This window comes from Betaproteobacteria bacterium (genome assembly GCA_009377585.1).
Classification (GTDB): Bacteria; Pseudomonadota; Gammaproteobacteria; order Burkholderiales; family WYBJ01; genus WYBJ01.
The window spans coordinates 11,913-13,479 of the sequence record WHTS01000143.1; the positions used below are offsets into that span (position 1 = coordinate 11,913).

The 1,567-nt window shown below is 68.6% G+C and carries 2 protein-coding genes; one reads left to right on the plus strand and one right to left on the minus strand.

The window, feature by feature from the left end; translation table 11 throughout:
- Positions 1-593 (plus strand): hypothetical protein (locus tag GEV05_27340; GenBank protein ID MPZ47013.1); only part of this gene is annotated, 593 nt, incomplete at its 5' end.
- A 129-nt stretch (positions 594-722) separates the two neighbouring features.
- Here GEV05_27340 and GEV05_27345 read toward each other — a convergent pair.
- Entirely contained in the window at positions 723-1,526 is an 804-nt protein-coding gene (locus GEV05_27345; protein MPZ47014.1) for a creatininase family protein, read from the minus strand.
- Positions 1,527-1,567 lie beyond the last annotated feature (41 nt).

Below are 1,567 nucleotides of genomic sequence, written 5' to 3' on the forward strand. Positions count from 1 at the left end.
GCGCGAGCATCGTTTCCAGCGCGAGCATCCTCCTCGGCGGTTGCACGCTGGCACCCAACACGGTGCAGCCAGCGCTGTACGACTTCGGCATCGATCCGGCGCCGGCGCCGACGCAGCCGCTTCCTGCGCGCGTGGCGCTGGCCGAGGTCTCGGCCAATTCGTGGCTGCAGACCCAGGCGATCGTGTATCGGCTGGCGTATCGCGATCCGGCGCAGTTGCGTCCCTATTCGCTCAGCCGCTGGGCTGCACCGCCGGCCGAGCTCCTCACGCAGCGGCTGCGCGACGCGCTGGGACAGGCTGCGCGCAACGGTTTCAGCATGGTCACCGAAGGCTTGTCGGTCGACTATCTGTTGCGCGTGCACCTGGAAACGTTCGAGCAGGTGGTCGATACCCCGTCGAGCAGCCGCGCGCTGGTGCGCATGCGGGCGCGCTTGAGCAGCGCGCAGCGCAAGCCGCGCGCGCAGCGCCTGTTTCGGTCCGAACGGCCTTGCACGAGCGTCGATGCGGCGGGCAGCGTGCACGCGCTCAAGGCCGCCGCGGACCTGGCGATCGTCGCGATTGTCGACTGGGTCGCGGCCGAGACCGCGAACTGAGCGTCGTCACTAGACGCGGTTTTGCGGCGCCGCGGTGCGCAGCACTACCCGCTCGACGTTCTCCCCTGCCGAGCGGAACAGGAACTACCACGCTCACAGGCGGACGCGGGCGACGTGCGGCGATGCTGCTCAGCTCGCCTTGCGCAGCTGCTTGATCTCGGCCGTGCCGCCCTGCACGGCGTCGAGCTGGCGAAAGATCTCGGTTGCCTCGGCGGCGATGGCCGCAGCGATCCCGTCGAGCATGCGCCTGCCCTTGTCCACGGTCGCGTGCTCCGGATTGCCGTACCAGCCGGTCGCGGCGATGGTGCGGATGTCGGTCAGCACCGGCTGGTAGGCGCGCGTGCGCCGCAGCTTGTCCCATTTGTGCCCATGGTCGTGCTCGGACGAATAGTCGATGCGGTCGAGATGCACCAGATCCGGCCGGCAGGCGAGCACGGCGTGCGCCTCGATCTCGCCGCCGTGGGTGAGGCCGCCCATCTCGTTGCCGAACATCTCGGCCGCCACGTAGCAGGCCTGCACGGTGAGCACGGTCATGCCGTGCTCGCGGTGCAGCGCCTCCGAGGCGATCGCCAGCGACGGGATATTGCCTTCGTGCCAGTTGATGATCAGCAGATACTTCGCGCCGTGGCGCGCGGTGGACACGCATACCTCGGTGAGCACGCGCATGTAGGTATCCGGCGTGAGCGTGATCGTGCCCTCGAACGGCATGTGCATGGGCGTGACGCCGAACGGACACGCAGGCAGCACTAGGCCGTCCATGCGCCTGGCCACTTCCTCGCCGATCGCGATGCTGGCGAAGATATCGGTGCCGGTGGGCAGGTGCGGGCCGTGCTGCTCGACGCTGCCCGCGGGCAGTATGACGAGCGGGTTGTGCTTGAACTGGGCCGCGATTTCGGGCTGGGTGAGCTCGATGAATTGCCGGGTGGGCAGCATGGGGACCTCCGTTCAGTCGGGCCTGCGCAGTTCAGTCGGGC